At 74.0% G+C, this 13,619-nt stretch carries 10 protein-coding genes; 8 read left to right on the top strand and 2 right to left on the bottom strand.

The genetic code is table 11. From position 1 onward, the window contains the following. Positions 1-59: 59 nt before the first annotated feature. Positions 60-1,109, top strand: coding sequence for a substrate-binding domain-containing protein (locus ACIQFY_RS05885; protein WP_326495313.1), 1,050 nt, complete (start codon positions 60-62; stop codon positions 1,107-1,109). Positions 1,110-1,226: 117 nt separating this feature from the next. On the opposite strand, the gene ACIQFY_RS05890 is transcribed toward ACIQFY_RS05885, so the two are convergent. After that, positions 1,227-3,296, bottom strand: a complete 2,070-nt coding sequence (locus tag ACIQFY_RS05890) for a glycoside hydrolase family 127 protein (protein WP_400338740.1) — start codon at positions 3,294-3,296, stop codon at positions 1,227-1,229. Between the two features lie 149 nt (positions 3,297-3,445). Here ACIQFY_RS05890 and ACIQFY_RS05895 point away from each other — a divergent pair, with 149 nt between their 5' ends. The 6 genes from ACIQFY_RS05895 (at position 3,446) to ACIQFY_RS05920 (ending at position 11,171) form a co-directional block, all read left to right on the top strand. Further along, positions 3,446-4,450 (top strand): LacI family DNA-binding transcriptional regulator, encoded by a 1,005-nt coding sequence (locus ACIQFY_RS05895; protein WP_066655648.1) that lies wholly within the window; start codon positions 3,446-3,448, stop codon positions 4,448-4,450. A 281-nt stretch (positions 4,451-4,731) separates the two neighbouring features. Further along, positions 4,732-6,510, top strand: coding sequence for a xylulokinase (locus ACIQFY_RS05900; RefSeq protein ID WP_400338742.1), 1,779 nt, complete (start codon positions 4,732-4,734; stop codon positions 6,508-6,510). Further along, positions 6,507-7,217 carry an L-ribulose-5-phosphate 4-epimerase gene (locus tag ACIQFY_RS05905; protein ID WP_400338744.1) on the top strand — a complete coding sequence of 237 codons (711 nt, stop codon included), beginning with the start codon at positions 6,507-6,509 and terminating at the stop codon, positions 7,215-7,217. The genes ACIQFY_RS05900 and ACIQFY_RS05905 overlap by 4 nt, the downstream gene beginning before the upstream one ends. Beyond that, the gene (gene araA, locus ACIQFY_RS05910) at positions 7,214-8,740 is read left to right on the top strand and encodes an L-arabinose isomerase (RefSeq protein WP_251161021.1); all 1,527 of its coding nucleotides are present in this window, start codon (positions 7,214-7,216) and stop codon (positions 8,738-8,740) included. The genes ACIQFY_RS05905 and araA overlap by 4 nt, the downstream gene beginning before the upstream one ends. Before the next feature lie 10 nt (positions 8,741-8,750). Continuing rightward, on the top strand, positions 8,751-10,010 hold the full coding sequence (locus tag ACIQFY_RS05915) for an FAD-binding protein (RefSeq protein WP_400338746.1): 1,260 nt from the start codon (positions 8,751-8,753) through the stop codon (positions 10,008-10,010). 210 nt (positions 10,011-10,220) lie between these two features. Beyond that, complete coding sequence (locus ACIQFY_RS05920) at positions 10,221-11,171, top strand: cation-transporting ATPase (protein ID WP_326495320.1); 951 nt, start codon at positions 10,221-10,223, stop codon at positions 11,169-11,171. A gap of 18 nt (positions 11,172-11,189) precedes the next feature. Here the strand turns inward: ACIQFY_RS05920 and ACIQFY_RS05925 are convergent, their stop codons facing one another. Further along, the gene (locus ACIQFY_RS05925) at positions 11,190-12,146 is read right to left on the bottom strand and encodes a DUF5937 family protein (RefSeq protein ID WP_326495321.1); all 957 of its coding nucleotides are present in this window, start codon (positions 12,144-12,146) and stop codon (positions 11,190-11,192) included. Between the two features lie 56 nt (positions 12,147-12,202). Between ACIQFY_RS05925 and ACIQFY_RS05930 the strand changes: the two genes are divergently transcribed. Further along, positions 12,203-13,483: an MFS transporter gene (locus tag ACIQFY_RS05930; RefSeq protein ID WP_326495322.1), complete on the top strand. Its 1,281-nt coding sequence runs from the start codon at positions 12,203-12,205 to the stop codon at positions 13,481-13,483. Positions 13,484-13,619: the final 136 nt, after the last annotated feature.

Genomic DNA, 13,619 nt, shown 5'->3' on the forward strand with positions numbered 1-13,619 from the left:
CGTCGTGACCGTTCCGAGATGTTGTTGCGCCGAGCGGACCGGACGCTACGCTCGGCCACGTGACGACAACGACCGCGCTCGGGGGTCCCGGCGGCAGACGCCGGAAGGCCCCGACGATCTTCGACGTCGCCGAGCGCGCCGGGGTCTCCCACCAGACCGTCTCCCGCGTGATCAACGGCGATCCGACCGTCCGCGACGCCTACCGGTCGCAGGTCACCGACGCCGTCGCCGAGCTCGGCTACCGCCCGCGTGCCGCCGCCCGCGCCCTCGCCGGCGGACGCAGTCGCGCGCTCGGCATCATCACCGCGGGCGACGCACTGTACGGACCCTCGAGCACCGCGGTCGGCTTCGAGCGTGCCGCGCGGTCGGCCGGGTACCACGTGCTGCTCTCGACGCTGCCGGACGACCCGCGCCCCGTGGACCTGTCCGGCGCGCTCACCACGCTGCTCGCGCAGGACGTCGCCGCGATCGTGCTGGTCGCCGCCGACAACCGCGTGCTCGACGCGCTCGCGTCGCTGACGATCCCGGTCACCGTGCCCGTCGTCGTCGCGAACGCCGTGCAGCGCGACGCCGTCCGGACCCCGGCGGCACGCAGTGTCGCCGCCGTCGCGATCGACCAGGCCGCGGGTACCACCCTCGTGATGGAGCACCTGTTCGCCCGAGGGCACCGCCGGGTCGTGCACATCGCCGGACCCGCGGTGTCCCAGGAGTCCGAGGTCCGCCGGGAGACCTACGGGCGGATCATGCGCGGAGCCGGACTCGAACCGGTCGTGCTCGACGGCGACTGGACCCCGGCGAGCGGCTTCGCGGCGGCGCGGACGATCGACGTGCACGCGGTCGACGCGGTCTTCGCCGGCAACGACCAGATGGCGCTCGGGGTGCTGCACGCCTTCGCCGACGAGGGACTCCGCGTGCCGGACGACATCGCCGTGGTGGGGTTCGACGACATCCCCGAGGCCGCGCACTTCACCCCGCCGCTCACCACCGTGCGCCAGGACTTCATGGCGATGGGGCAGCGGGTGCTCGAGGCGGTCCGGGCCGTCGTCGAGGGGGAACCCCTCGACGAGACGCTGCTGCTGCCCGAGCTCGTGGTGCGGCGCTCCGCCTGAGCGGCGGCGCCGGTCGTCCCGGTCGCACGACGTGCCGCCAGCGGTCGTCCCGGTCGGCCGACGTGCCGTCCGCCGCGCGGACGGACGGCACGTCGTGCGACCTGGGCGGTACCGCGCTCAGTGGGCGAGCGGCAGCCAGACGCGCATCGGTGCGGGGCCGCGGTTCGCCCAGGCGTAGTACGGCACGGCGGTCGCGGTGACGGCCTGGAGGCCGGTGGTCGCGTCGGCGGGACCGGCCGTGGTCGCGGAGCCGGCCGCGTCGGTGACGGGGGTCGCCCCGGCGGGACCGGCCGCGGTCGTGGGACCGGCCGCTTCGGTCACGGGGGTGGCGTCGGCGGGGTGCGTCGCGCCTCCCGTCCGCTCCAGCCGTCGGTACGGCCACGCCGCCTGCTCGTGCCGCGCCGGAGCGTGCCCGGCGACGCGCAGCGTGACGACGCCGTCGAGCAGGTCGTCGCGGCGCTCCTCGGTGACCGGCGCGCTCGCGTCGACCGTCAGGTCGTCGACCGTGAAGCCCTGCTGGTCCGCCTGCTCGACGGCGTAGACGAGCGGCCCGCGCTCGATCGCCACCTGGCCCCGTGCCGCGTCGATGCGGGGGTCCGCCACGTAGCGGTGCGGCGTCGTGTCGAAGGCGAGCTCGACGGTGTCACCGGCCGTCCACGCGCGCTCGACCACGTGCAGGGTGCCGGGCTCCGGGGTCGCGGTGCCGTCGGGGGTGGTCACGGTGGTGGTGTCCGACCATGCCGGGATGCGGAGTCCGAGCGCCAGGGGGCCGTCCTCGGTCACCGTGACGACCACGCGGCCGTCGTGCGGGTAGCCGGTCGCGACGCGGACGGGGCCGAGGTCGGCGTCCGCGTACTGGTGCACCTGCAGGCCGCCGTCGGTCGCCGTCGCCAGGTACCCGTCGAGGCTCGCGAACGTGCGCATGATGTTCGGCGGGCAGCAGGCGCAGTCGAACCAGCCGCGACGTCCGTGGGCGGGGGAGCGGTTCTCGTCCTGGTGCGCGCCGTCGCGGTGCTGCAGCGGGTTGACGTAGAAGTACTCGGTGCCGGCGAGGCTCACGCCGGGCAGGAACGCGTTGTAGAGCAGGCGCTCGATCGCATCGGCGTACACGGGCTTCCCCGTCGCGAGCAGCAGCCGCCACGCCCACTGGATGCCGCCGATGGCCGCGCACGTCTCGGCGTAGCCGCGGTCCGTCGGGAGCTCGTACGGGTCGCCGAACGCCTCCCAGTCCCAGCGGGCGCCGAGGCCGCCGGTGATGAACGCCTTCGTGGCCGTCATGTCCGCGAACTGGCGCTCGCTCGCCGTGAGGAGCTCGGTGTCGCCGGTCTCGATCGCGACGTCCACGGCACCGGCGGCCAGGTAGACGGCGCGGACGGCGTGGCCCTCGACGGTGGTGGCCTCGCGGACGGGGACCCGGTCGGAGAAGTACGTCGGCTCGCCGCCGGCGCGCTCGATGATGCCGCGCCCGCGGGCGTCGACGAACCAGTGCGCCAGGTCGAGGTAGGCGCGGGTGCCGGTCTCGCGGTACAGCTCGACGAGCCCCATCTCGACGACGGGGTGGCCGTCGACGTCCTGGGTGCGGTCGTCACCCGGGCCGAACGTCCGGACGAGGTGGTCGGCGTTCCGCACGGCCACCTCGAGCAGACCGGTGTCACCCGTGGCGCGGTGCTGCGCGACCGCGGCCTGGTACAGGTGCCCGGCGCAGTACATCTCGTGGCTCCACTTCAGGTCGACGTACCGCTCGCCCCCGCCCCGGACCTGCTGCACCGAGTCGAGGTAGCCGTCCTCCGCCTGCGCCCTGGCGTAGAGCGCCGTCACCTCGCGCTGCAGCTCGAGCAGGTCGTCGGCCGGGGCCCGGCCGTACTCCCACGCAACGGCCTCGAGCCACTTCGTCACGTCGGAGTCCATGAAGATCGGCCCGACCGCCTCGCCCTGCTCGTCACCCGCGGCGATGCGCAGGTTCCGGAAGTTCCCTGCGTCGCGGAGGCGCTCGTACCCGCTGCGGACGGCGTCGCGACCGTTGCGGTCCTGGCGCAGTGCCCAGAAGCCCCCGGTGATGCGCGCATCACCGGCGGGGAGCGGACGGGACGCCAGGTGCGCACCTGCGGTCGGGAGGACCGGGGTCGCGGTCCGCGCGCCGCGTCCCGTCGCGGGGGTGGCCGTCGGGGTTCCGGTCGTGGTGGTCATGGCGCCTCCTTGCGTCTGACTGGCGGCCGTCCGTACGGAAAGCGCTTTCCGGGACGATCGTACGACAGGTGGTGCGGCAGCACAAGATCGCAGTCACCTAGGATCGGCGCGGACTCGCTCGTCGGGCCCCCGCAGGAAAGGACGTTGCCGTGGCCACGGACCGCAGAGCCCGACTCGCTCGCATCAGCGACGTCGCCGCGCTCGCCGGAGTGTCCATCGGGACGGCGTCGAAGGCGCTGAACGACACCGGGCAGCTGCGCGACGAGACCCGGGCGCGGGTGAAGGACGCGGCGGAGAAGCTCGGGTTCGTCGGCGACGCGCGTGCCCGTGCGCTGTCGTCCGGTCGGACGTGGACGGTCGGCATGGTGACGACCGACTCGTTCGGACGGTTCACGATGCCGGTGCTGCTCGGGGCCGAGGACGCCCTGTCCGCCGGCGAGGTGATGGTCCTGGTCGCCGACACCCGCGACGACCACGTGCGCGAGGCCCACTACCTCCGGTCGCTCGTCGCCCGCGGCGTCGACGGCATCATCGTCACGGGCCGCTCCGCCGATGCCCGGCCGCCGATCGAGGTGCCGGTCCCGGTGCCCGTCGTCTACGCGCTGACCCCGTCCACCGACCCCACGGACGTCTCGATCACGCTCGACGACCCCGCCGGCGCTGCTGCTGCGGCGGCGCACCTGGTCGGACTCGGGCGGCATCGGGTCGCCGTCGTCACGGGCCCGCAGGACGCACGGTCGGCGGTGGACCGGGCGCGCGGGGCTGCCCCCGTGCTCGGCGACCGGATGGTGGGCGCTCCGATGCACGGGGAGTGGTCCGAGCGCTGGGGGCGGCAGGCCGTCGACCTGCTCGACCGGGAGCCGTCCGCGGTGGACGCGGTGCTGTGCGGGAACGACCAGATCGCCCGTGGCGTGTGCGACCGACTGCGGGAGACCGGGCGGTCGGTGCCGGGGGACGTCGCCGTGACCGGGTACGACGACTGGGACGTGGTGGCGCTCGCGTCGCGGCCCCCGCTGACCACCGTCGACATGCGGCTCGACGAGCTCGGTCGCATCGCGGGCCGTGCGCTGCTCGAGCTCGTGGCCGGCGGGAGTCCGGTCTCGACGGCCGTCACCCCGTCGCTCGTCGTCCGCGAGAGCACCCTCGGCGCGTAGTCCGGCGGCAGGCGCGCGCGGTCGCCGGGCGGCGGGCGGGGGTGCCCGGCTGCGCGAGCGGGCACGACCCGCCGCGGGCGTGCCGCCGAGTGGGTGGGATGTGTCGGCGAGGGATGTCGAGCGTGACGGATCGTGCCCGCTCGGCGGGGGGAGTAGCGGGGGGAGCGGGCGGGAGCGGGCGGGAGCCCGGCGCCCGCGGCGCGCCGACGCGTTGCAGGCGTGAGCGCTCACGTGCCAGGATGTGAGCGCTCACGCAGGACGACGAGGTCTCGGGAGGACACATGAGCGACGACCGCCGACAGCAGGTCGAGGACGGCCGCACGACACTCGGCATCGAGCTCGGCTCCACCCGGATCAAGGCCGTGCTCGTCGACGAGCAGCTCCGACCGATCGCGAGCGGCTCCCACGAGTGGGAGAACGAGTACGTCGACGGGCGGTGGACCTACCCGCTGGTCGCCGTCGAGACCGGTGTCCGCGCGGCCTACGCCGACCTGGTCGCCGACGTCGAGCGGCAGTTCGGTGTCCGCCCGACGGCCTTCCGCGCGGCGGGCGTCTCCGCGATGATGCACGGCTACCTGGCGTTCGACGAGGACGGCGAGCTCCTCGTCCCGTTCCGCACCTGGCGCAACACCTCGACCGGTCCGGCCGCCGAGCAGCTGAGCGCCGCGCTCGACTTCAACGTCCCGCAGCGCTGGTCGGTCGCGCACCTGTACCAGGCCGTGCTCGACGACGAGCCGCACGTCGCCCAGCTGGCCGGCGTCACGACGCTCGCCGGGTACGTGCACCGCATGCTCACGGGCCGCGACGTCCTCGGCGTCGGCGACGCGAGCGGCATGTTCCCGATCGAGTCCGGCCCGGTCGAGAGCGCCCCGGGGGAGCCCGGTCGCCGCGACTACGACGCGTCGATGCTCGCCGCCACGCAGGACCTGCTCGGCGACCGCGTCCCGGACCTCCGCGCCCTGCTCCCCGAGATGCTCGTCGCGGGTGAGGACGCGGGTGCGCTCACCCCCGAGGGAGCCACGTGGCTCGACCCCACCGGCACGCTGCGGCCCGGCGTCCCGTTCTGCCCGCCCGAGGGCGACGCCGGCACGGGCATGGTGGCCACGAACGCCGTCGCCCCGCGCACCGGCAACGTCAGCGTCGGCACGAGCATCTTCGCGATGGTCGTGCTCGAGCGGGCACTCCGGACCCCGCACGAGGAGCTCGACGTCGTCACGACCCCGGCCGGTGACGCGGTCGCGATGGTGCACTGCAACAACGGTGCGAGCGAGATCGCCGCCTGGGCCCGTGTCTTCGGCCGGTTCGCCGAGGCCACGAGCGAACGGACCGGCAGCGCGTCGGTCCCCGTCGACGACGTCTACGCCACCCTGCTGGCCGAGGCCGCCGACTCGGACCCCGACGCCGGCGGGCTGCTCTCCTTCAACTACCTGGCCGGCGAGCCGGTCACGCACGTCGAGGACGGCCGACCCCTGCTGTTGCGCACCCCCGGTGCCCGCTTCACGCTCGGCAACCTCGTCCGCTCCGAGGTGCACGGTGCCTTCGCGACCCTCGCGATCGGCATGGACGTCCTGCACGGCGAGGAGGTCGCCGTCGACCGGATGACCGCGCACGGCGGCCTCTTCCGCACGCCCGGTGCCCCGCAGCGCCTGCTCGCCGCAGCGCTCCGCGTGCCGGTCGCCCTCGAGGAGACCGCGGGCGAGGGTGGCGCCTGGGGCATCGCGGTGCTCGCGGCGTACCTGGAGCACACCGACCGCCCGCTGGAGGACTTCCTCGCCGACACGGTGTTCCGCGGCGACGCGATCGACGTCGCCGAGCCCGAGGACCGCGACGTCGCGGGCTTCCAGGACTACCTGGTCCGCTACCGCGCGGCCCTCCCCGTGCAGGACGTCGCCGCCGCGGCGACCCGCACCAGCGTGGCGAGCCACCAGGCCGGACCGACGGACCAGGCCGCACCGACGGACCAGGCCGCACCGACGGGGCAGCCCGCACCGACCGACCAGGGCGAGCCGACCGACGTGGTCGAGGCGCGCCTCCAGACCGAGAAGGAGTCAGCCGCATGACCGGACCGATCACGGACGAGACGAGGGCGGCGGTCGCCGCGGCGCGGGAGCGCGTCGCGTCCCTGCACGGCGAGCTCGTCCGCTACGGCCTCGTCATCTGGACGGGCGGCAACGTCTCCGAGCGCGTGCCGGGCACCGACCTGTTCGTCATCAAGCCGAGCGGGGTCTCCAGCGACGACCTCACCCCGGAGAACCAGGTGGTCTGCACCCTCGACGGGCTGCCCGCCGACGGGTGGGGCAACGCGCACGGTCCGTCGTCCGACACCGCCGCGCACGCCTTCGTCTACCGGAACATGCCCGAGGTGGGCGGCGTCGTGCACACCCACTCGACGTACGCCACGGCGTGGGCCGCCCGCGCCGAGGAGATCCCCTGCGTGATCACCGCGATGGCGGACGAGTTCGGCGGTCCGATCCCGGTCGGCCCGTTCGCGATCATCGGCGACGACTCCATCGGCCGCGGCATCGTCGACACCCTCGCCGGTCACCGGAGCCGTGCCGTGCTCATGCAGAACCACGGCGTCTTCACGATCGGCAAGGACGCGAAGGACGCCGTGAAGGCGGCGGTGATGTGCGAGGACGTCGCACGCACCGTGCACATCGCGAAGCAGGGCGGGGAGCTCGTGCCGATCACCCCCGACGACATCGATCGACTCTTCGATCGCTACCAGAACGTCTACGGACAGAACCCCGAAGGAGCCATGCGATGACGCAGGTGAACCCCCAGGCCACCCTCGACAGCTACGAGGTCTGGTTCCTCACCGGGTCGCAGGGCCTGTACGGCGAGGAGACCCTGCGCCAGGTCGAGGAGCAGAGCAAGGCCGTGCACGCGGAGCTCGCGGGTGCACTGCCCGTGAAGCTCGTGTGGAAGCCGGTGCTCAAGGACGCCGACGGCATCCGTCGCGCGCTCATCGAGGCGAGCGCCGACGACAAGGTCATCGGTGTGACGACGTGGATGCACACGTTCAGCCCGGCCAAGATGTGGATCGGTGGCCTGCAGGCGCTCACGAAGCCGCTGCTGCACCTGCACACCCAGGCGAACGTCGCGCTGCCGTGGGGCGACATCGACTTCGACTTCATGAACCTCAACCAGGCCGCGCACGGCGACCGCGAGTTCGGCTACGCGCTGGCCCGCCTCGGCGTCCGGCACGCGACCGCCGTCGGGCACGTGTCCGACCCGCGCGTGGTCTCGCGGGTGGAGGACTGGACGCGCGCCGCGGCCGGTGCGGCGGCCGTCCGCGAGCTGAAGCTGACGCGCTTCGGCGACAACATGCGGTACGTCGCCGTCACCGAGGGCGACAAGACCGAGGCGGAGATCGAGCTCGGCGTGCAGGTGAACACCTGGGCCGTGAACGAGCTGGCCGCAGCGGTGGCCGAGGCCGAGGCGGACACGGCAGCGGTCGACGAGCTCGTCGCCGTCTACGAGCGCGACTACGACGTCGACGCGTCGCTGCGGCGCGACGGCGGTGACCGTCACCAGGCGCTCCGCGACGGCGCCGCGATCGAGCTCGGCCTCCGTGCACTCCTGGAGCAGAACGGCTCCGCCGCGTTCACGACGAACTTCGAGGACCTCGGCACGCTCAAGCAGCTGCCCGGCCTCGCGGTGCAGCGGCTCATGGCCGACGGCTACGGCTTCGGCGCCGAGGGCGACTGGAAGACCGCCGTCCTCGTCCGCGCGATGAACGTCGCCGGTGCGGGCCTGCCCGGTGGGGCCTCCCTCATGGAGGACTACACGTACGACCTCACCCCGGGTGCCGAGAAGATCCTCGGCGCGCACATGCTCGAGGTCTCGCCGACGCTCACCACCGCGACGCCGACGCTCGAGATCCACCCGCTCGGCATCGGCGGCAAGGACGACCCGGTGCGCCTGGTCTTCACCGCGGACGCCGGCGAGGCCGTCGTGGTCGCCCTGTCCGACACGCGTGACGGCTTCCGCCTCACCGCGAACGTCGTCGACGTCGTCCCGCCGACCGAGGCGCTGCCGAACCTGCCGGTCGGTCGTGCCGTCTGGGAGCCGCGTCCGTCGTTCCCGGTCGCCGCGGAGGCCTGGCTCACCGCCGGCGCCGCCCACCACACCGTCATGACGACGGCCGTCGGCCTGCAGGTCGTCGAGGACCTCGCGACCATGGTCGGCACCGAGTTCCTCGTCATCGACGAGCACACCACGGCTCGCGGGTTCCGCGACGAGCTCCGCCTGCAGCAGGCGTGGCACCGTCTCGACCGCGGGTTCTAGGACCGTGACCGTGGCCGCGACGACGCGCACCAACTGGGCGGGGAACGTCACCTACCGCGCCTCCGCGCTCGACCGCCCCACCTCGGTCGCGGCGGTCCAGCAGCTCGTCGCGGCCACACCGCGCCTGACGGCGCTCGGCTCGACGCACTCGTTCAACGAGATCGCCGACACCGACGCCGTCCAGGTCACGCTCGCCGGCCTCCCGCCGGTGCTCGAGGTCGACGCCGACCGGCGCGTGGTGCGGGTCGCCGCCGGCATGACGCACGCACAGGTGGCGGCCGGCCTGGAGGCTCGTGGCTGGGCCCTCGCGAACCTCGCCTCCCTGCCGCACATCTCGGTCGCCGGCGCGGTCGCCACCGGCACGCACGGCTCCGGCGTCCGCAACCCGTCGCTCGCGCAGGCGGTGGTCGGGCTCGAGGTCGTTCGGGCCTCCGGCGACGTCGTCCGGGTCGACGCGTCGTCGCCGGACGGCGCCCTCGACGCGCACCGGGTGGCACTCGGTGCGCTCGGCGTCGTCACCGCGGTCGAGCTCGCGATCGAGCCGACGTTCCAGGTGGCCACGACCGTGCACCTCGACCTGCCCTGGGACGCCGTCCTCGAGCACGTCGACCGGGTGGTGTCGGACGCGTACTCGGTGTCCTTGTTCACCTCGTTCGACGACCGCGGTGCCCGACAGGTCTGGACGAAGCACCGCGTCGACGAACCTGCACCGTCGGTCGACCTCGTCGCGCTCGGTGCCCGTCGGGCGGACGGGCCCGTGCACCCGGGGGAGAACGACGCCGCGAGCGTCACCGAGCAGGGCGGGGTCCCCGGGCCGTGGGCCGAGCGGCTGCCGCACTTCCGGTCGACCTTCGAGCCGTCCACCGGTGCCGAGATCCAGGCGGAGTACCTGGTCCCCGCAGAGCACGCCGTCGCCGCGCTCGATGCGCTGCGCCCGCTCGAGCCGATCTTCGCGCCGCTGCTCATCGCGGCCGAGGTCCGGACGATCGCCGCCGACACGGCATGGCTGGCGCCCTCGTCGGGACGGCAGTCGGTCGGGCTGCACTTCACCTTCCGACGGGACGCCGAGGCCGTGGCTGCCGCGGTCGAGCGGATCGAGGAGGTCCTCGCGCCCTTCGATCCCCGCCCGCACTGGGGGAAGGTCTCCGCCGCGAGCGTCGAACGCCTGCGTGAGGCGTACCCGCGCCTCGACGACTTCGCGGCGCTCGCGCGGGACCTCGACCCGTCCGAGCGGTTCCGCAACGCGTTCCTGGCGCGCCTGCTGTCCTGACGCGCCTGCCGGGTGCCGGGTGCCGGGCGCGGTTCCGAACCAGGCTCCCGACACCGAACCAGGTACTGCGGCTGGTTCGACGTCGGGATCGTGGTTCGACGCGAGCGTGCCGCGGCCGGTGTCGCGCTCCCAGCGCTCTCGGACCTGATCGGGGGGTGGCGCACTGCTCCGTCGCTGAGTGCTCACATGTGTGATCACAAAGGTTGGGGCATGGCGAACCTGAACCGGATCCTCGGCATGGCCTCGAAGGTCATCGACAAGCAGATGCAGAAGCAGCGCGCGCAGGGGAACGCCGCAGCCGGCCACCAGCAGAACCCGCACGGCACCGGGGGCGGGACCGACTGGCGTGACATCGTCCGGACTGCCGCGGACAAGCTGACGGGCGACGACCGGTCGCGACAGCAGCGGCCGGGCCAGCAGCAGCCGGGACAGCAGCAGTACGGGCAGCAGCAGCCGGGACAGCAGCAGTACGGGCAGCCGCAGCAGCAGTACGGTCGGCCCGAGCAGCACCCGGGGCAGCCGCAGGCGCACGGCGGGCACGCCGACGCCGACAAGGTCGCCCTGGCGAAGTACGACTACCTGCTGCGGACGGCGAACCCGGACCAGATCGAGCAGGTGCACCACGACGCCTTCGCCCGGCTCACCCCGGCGCAGCGGCAGCAGGTGCGGGACCGGTTGAACTCGGAGCTCCCGCCGCACGAGCACCTGCGGGACGACTCGTCCGGCGGCATGGCACGGGCGATGACCCGCGGCGAGATGTCCCGACCCGGGCTCATCCGCCGTGTGCTCGGCGGCTCCGGACGACCGGGCAGCGGCAGGGGCGGCGCCTTCGCCGGCGGTGCTGCCGTCGGCGCCGGTGCGGTGGCGCTCGGTGGTCTCGCGGTGGCGGTCGCCGGAGGAGCGGTGGTGAGCGCAGCGGCGGCACCCGTGCTGGCCGGCGCGGCCGACCTCGGTGTCGACTTCGAGGGCATCGCCTCGGGCATGAGCGACCTCGGTCTCGCGGATCTGGGCGGCGGCGTCGAGGGCTTCGCTGCCGAGGGCGAGCAGTTCCTGGGCGGACTGGGCGAGCAGGCGTCCGGCCTCGGCGAGCAGGCGTCCGGTCTGGGGGAGCAGGCGTCGAACCTGGGCAACGACTTCCTCGGTGGGCTGTTCGACCGGTGACGCCCGACGGCGACGCGCTCACTCCCGTCGGACGAGCGCGTCGCCGACGGTGCTGCGGTAGTACAGCACCGCGCGGCCGTACCGCGTCCGGTTGAGCAGCCCGCCCCGTTCCATCACCCGCAGGTGCTGGTTGACGGCCGAGGTCGAGACGCCGAACCGCATCGCGAGGTCGGTCGACGACGCAGGCTCGCCGAGCGCGTCGAGGAGCGCGGCCCGCGTGCCCCCGAGCAGGTCGCGGACGGCGCCGGCGTCGGGGTGTGACGCGGTCGACCACATCGCGCCCTGCCCCCGCGCCGGGTACATGACGGTCGGGGGCATGTCGTCGTCGATCGGCGTCGACGCGCGGACGACGAACACCGACGGGACGAGCGTCAGCCCCGCACCCTGCACCGGGCGGTCGCGCGCGATCGGGCTGCTCAACCGGACGTCGACGTGTCGGCCGTCGAAGCGCACCGACTCGGACAGCCCGCCGAGCACCGCGCCGACGCCCTCGTGCGCGGCGATCCGGCCGCGGTGCGTCACGTCGGCCTGCAGCACGCGGCGCATCCGCGGCCAGTACGGTGCGAAGCAGAGCTCCCACGTCGTGGCGAGCGCCCGGACGAGCCGGTCGACGACGTCCTCGTGGCGCCCGACGAACACGTCCGGCACGGTGCCGTGCACCCGCTCGAGGTCGGTCCGGAGCCGGGAGGGGGAGATCCGACCGAGGGCCCGGAGCTCGTCGTCGAACGACCCCAGCGGGGACTCCGGACGGGGGTTGACGAAGTCCGCGACCCACCGGCGCTCGTCGACCAGGGCGGCGAGGACAGGGCGGTCGAGGACGGGCAGCACGCCGGCGATGCGCTCGAGCCACGGCCGCTGCAAGGGGTACCGCTCGGGTGCTCGGAAGGCGCGCAGCCCGAGGCCGAGCTCCGACAGCGGCGAGATGCCGAACCGCACCGCCGAGACGTCGGAGGGCTCGAGTCGGTAGCGGATCATGAAGCCTGACGCTACATCCGTTCTGGTCAGCACCGCGCTGCTGCGAGAACAGGACCGTGAGCACCACGGCGCAACCGGTCCCCATCCGCACCCTGGTCCGACAGGACCCGACGCTCCGACGTCTGCTCACGGTCACGTTGGTGGACACCCTCGGGCGCGGTGCCTTCTTCACGCTCACCTCGCTGTACCTCATCACGATCGTCGGGCTCCCGGCCGTCGCGGTCGGTCTCGGCCTCACGGTCGCCGGCGCGGTCGGCGTCGCCGCGTCGCTCGTGTTCGGGCACCTCGCGGACCGGTTCAGCGCGCGACGGATGCTCGTCTGGCTGCACCTGGTGCAGGGGCTCGCGCTCATCAGCTACGTGCTCGTGCACGACCTGCCGACGCTCGTCGTGACGGCGTCCGTCGTGACCCTCGCGCAGCAGGGCGGCAGCGCCGTCCGCAGCGCCGTGGTCGGCCGGGCGTTCCCGGGCACCGAGCGGGTCCGCGTCCGGGCGACCATGCGCACGGTCACGAACGTCGGCATCGGCGTGGGGACGGCGCTCGCCGCGGTCCCGCTCGCGATCGGCACCGGCGAGGCCTACCGCGTGACGATGGTGCTCTCCGGCGCGCTGTTCCTGGCGTCGGCGGTCCTCGTCGCGGGTCTGTCGGCGGCGCGCGTCGACGCGGCTCCCGCGGACCGTACGGACACCGGCACGATCGTGCGTCGGGAACCCGCCGGCCGGAGCCCCTACCGCGACGTGCGGTTCCTCGCCGTCACTGCACTGACGGGACTGTTCGGCATGCAGTTCGGCCTGTTCGAGGTCGGGGTGCCGATCTGGGTCGTGCAGCACACCGTCACCCCGGACGTGCTCGTCTCGCCGCTGCTGCTCGTGAACACCGTGATCGTCGTCCTGCTGCAGGTCCGGCTGAGCCGCGGGACGGACACCGTCGCGGGAGCGGGCCGGGTGATGCGGCACGCGGGGTGGGTCATGGCGGTCGCCTGCGGCCTGTGGGCCGCCGCCGGGTGGGTCCGCGGGGACGACTGGGCGGCGGCTGCGACCGCGACCGCCGTGCTCGTCCTCGCGGCCGTCGCACACTCGCTCGCGGAGATCACGTCGAGTGCGGCGGGGTGGGCGCTGAGCTTCGAGCTCGCACCGGCGGACCGGATCGGTGCGTACCAGGGCGTGTACGGCACCGGGTACGCGGTCGCAGCGATGATCGCGCCCACCGTGGTGACCCTCACCGCCGTCGACCTCGGGACCGCCGGCTGGGCGATCCTCGCCGTCGTGTTCCTCGGCTCGGCGCTCGGGGTCGGAGCGATCGCCGGCCGAGCCGCGGGGACGACGGTCGCGGCCTGACGGGGCCGCGCCGTGAGGACGACGGTCACGGCCTGACGGGGCCGCGCCGCGCCTCCCGACCGGTGTCCGTCGTCGCCGTCCGTCGGGCGTGACCGGACGCCCTGCGCGCCGCGGGAATACGCTCGAGCCGCAGGCG

It is taken from the genome of Curtobacterium sp. NPDC092190 (assembly GCF_044755625.1).
Lineage (GTDB): Bacteria > Actinomycetota > Actinomycetes > Actinomycetales > Microbacteriaceae > Curtobacterium.

Excerpts from the sequence above, each read along its gene's own strand:
- ACIQFY_RS05890 (WP_400338740.1), bottom strand. The coding sequence starts at position 3,296 with ATGACCACCACGACCGGAACCCCGACGGCCACCCCCGCGACGGGACGC.
- ACIQFY_RS05900 (WP_400338742.1), top strand. The coding sequence starts at position 4,732 with ATGAGCGACGACCGCCGACAGCAGGTCGAGGACGGCCGCACGACACTC.
- ACIQFY_RS05905 (WP_400338744.1), top strand. The coding sequence starts at position 6,507 with ATGACCGGACCGATCACGGACGAGACGAGGGCGGCGGTCGCCGCGGCG.
- araA (WP_251161021.1), top strand. The coding sequence starts at position 7,214 with ATGACGCAGGTGAACCCCCAGGCCACCCTCGACAGCTACGAGGTCTGG.
- ACIQFY_RS05920 (WP_326495320.1), top strand. The coding sequence starts at position 10,221 with ATGGCGAACCTGAACCGGATCCTCGGCATGGCCTCGAAGGTCATCGAC.
- ACIQFY_RS05925 (WP_326495321.1), bottom strand. The coding sequence starts at position 12,146 with ATGATCCGCTACCGACTCGAGCCCTCCGACGTCTCGGCGGTGCGGTTC.